The organism is Legionella sp. km772 (assembly GCF_003989735.1).
Taxonomy (GTDB): domain Bacteria; phylum Pseudomonadota; class Gammaproteobacteria; order Legionellales; family Legionellaceae; genus Legionella.
This window is the reverse complement of the sequence record NZ_RZGQ01000309.1, coordinates 1-1,839: the sequence shown is the minus strand read 5'-3', so window position 1 is coordinate 1,839 and position 1,839 is coordinate 1. Positions and strand designations below refer to the sequence as shown.

Below are 1,839 nucleotides of genomic sequence, written 5' to 3'. Positions count from 1 at the left end.
GCTCTCCTGGCCTATGGACTTGTGGATAAGCCATTCTGAGAGTAAGGTGAATGAACTAACAAACCGGGAATAGCTCTTATTTTTCCTGAATTTTGTTCCAGATCCCCGGACCTAGCTAAAGCATATCCATTTAATTCCCTCCCTAAAATTAAGGGCGGAATTCTAATGCTTTTTAGTCAAACTACAAGTTTATGTGCGTAACATGAGTAACTTAATGGAGCCATTTAAATTTAATTGGATCTTCGATATTATTTTTTGTCGCAATGTATTAATTTATTTTGATTCCAAAAATCAAAATAAAATTCTGGATCAATTGATGTTACATCTGGTTCCTAATGGATTTTTATTCACTGGGCATTCGGAATCCTTTATGTATCATTATAAAAAGACTAAATTAATTTCAAAGACAATGTATAGGAAAGTCTTATGAAGCAAACAATGAATGAGCATGCCATACAAAAATGTATATTTGGCTTTGATCACATAAAAAGGCATTGGAGTGATGCGCATAATTCGGTTATGGCAATCATAGAACCAGGACAGTTTTATGTAACACAAAATCCTGAGCTTATCATGACTACCTTAGGCTCTTGTATTGCTGCCTGCATTCGCGACCCAATAGCCGCGGTTGGTGGTGTGAATCATTTTATGCTTCCCGTAAAAGGAAGTATTCATGAGGATAAAGCACAGCATATCAGCGGTGCAATGCGCTATGGGAACTGGGCTATGGAATATTTAATTAACCAGATCTTAAAGTGTGGCGGAAAACGCCGTAACTTAGAGGTTAAATTATTTGGCGCGGGCGGTTCCTTTGATACGCGTTCAGTATGTGAACTAAATATCAAATTCATTACTGAATATATGCACGATGAAAATTTAAAAATTGCCGCAAAAGACTTAGGAGGCCCCAACCCCCGTACCATTATTTATAATCCACTTACGGGAAAAATTTTAATGAAAGCCTTGAACATGAAACCACCCGAGCTTGTGGAGGCAGAGAAGAAATACAGTAAAACAATTGATAAGTCACAAGAAGGGAACGATGTGCAGTTATTTTAACATGGAGAATGAATGAAAAAGAATGATAAAACCACTGCGCGTGAAGAATTCTTGATTGAAATTGTCCAATCGCTTTCCCAATTGGCGAACCGCGAGGCTGCCATTTATTCCGATTATACCCAGCAAATTAGAAATTTAATTATTGATGCGGTAGGAAAAATCAATAGTGAGTTTTTAACTAATTTAGAGGATGATGAACAGACAGAAATCACGATAACTAAGGGGCATGCTAGTAATTTATTGCATTTACTACATAAAGCCTTGGATGTTAGTAAAATATTAAATAACAAAATAAATGCGGTAATGCATGCAATACAAATAGAAGATATAGCTGGACAAATCATGGATGAGGTTTTCCACCGCATTCATTTGAATCTTCTAACCATCAATAGCATTCAAGAGAAAATTAATAACCTATCTAATATGTCTGCTGAAGAAAAATTAGATGTTTTACAGTATATATTAGCCGAACTTAATGTGGCCCTGGAACGAAAAAAACGCGATCATGTCAATCAGACTGATTTAAATGAAGGGACTACTGAGCTTTTTTAATTTAATCCTCTGGCCGAGTTTAATCCTTAGCAAGAAGTAGCAAAAAATATGAATGTCGCAAAATCATGTTTTTCTAATTACGAAAGAGTAGGGCAACATTCAAAATGTTCTAAATAACTCATGTTACGCACGGTCAATTTTAAGCTGCCATATTTTTAAGCTCCTGCCAAGCAATCTGGTTCGCTCTAAGAATCAATTTGTACTTAATAGCAAAGTGATTTAAATGAG

General features: G+C 35.8%; 3 protein-coding genes. All 3 read left to right on the top strand.

The window, feature by feature from the left end:
• The first annotated feature begins 202 nt into the window (after nt 1-202).
• From ELY15_RS16770 to ELY15_RS15500, 3 genes are read left to right on the top strand one after another with little or no spacing between them, the layout of a single operon-like run.
• Entirely contained in the window at nt 203-430 is a 228-nt protein-coding gene (locus tag ELY15_RS16770) for a CheR family methyltransferase (RefSeq protein ID WP_158617524.1), read from the top strand.
• A complete protein-coding gene (locus ELY15_RS15505; protein WP_127101624.1) occupies nt 427-1,059 on the top strand; it encodes a chemoreceptor glutamine deamidase CheD in 633 nt (210 codons plus the stop codon). Before ELY15_RS16770 ends, ELY15_RS15505 begins: the two co-directional genes overlap by 4 nt.
• 12 nt (nt 1,060-1,071) lie before the next feature.
• Complete coding sequence (locus ELY15_RS15500) at nt 1,072-1,611, top strand: hypothetical protein (RefSeq protein ID WP_127101622.1); 540 nt, start codon at nt 1,072-1,074, stop codon at nt 1,609-1,611.
• Nucleotides 1,612-1,839: the final 228 nt, after the last annotated feature.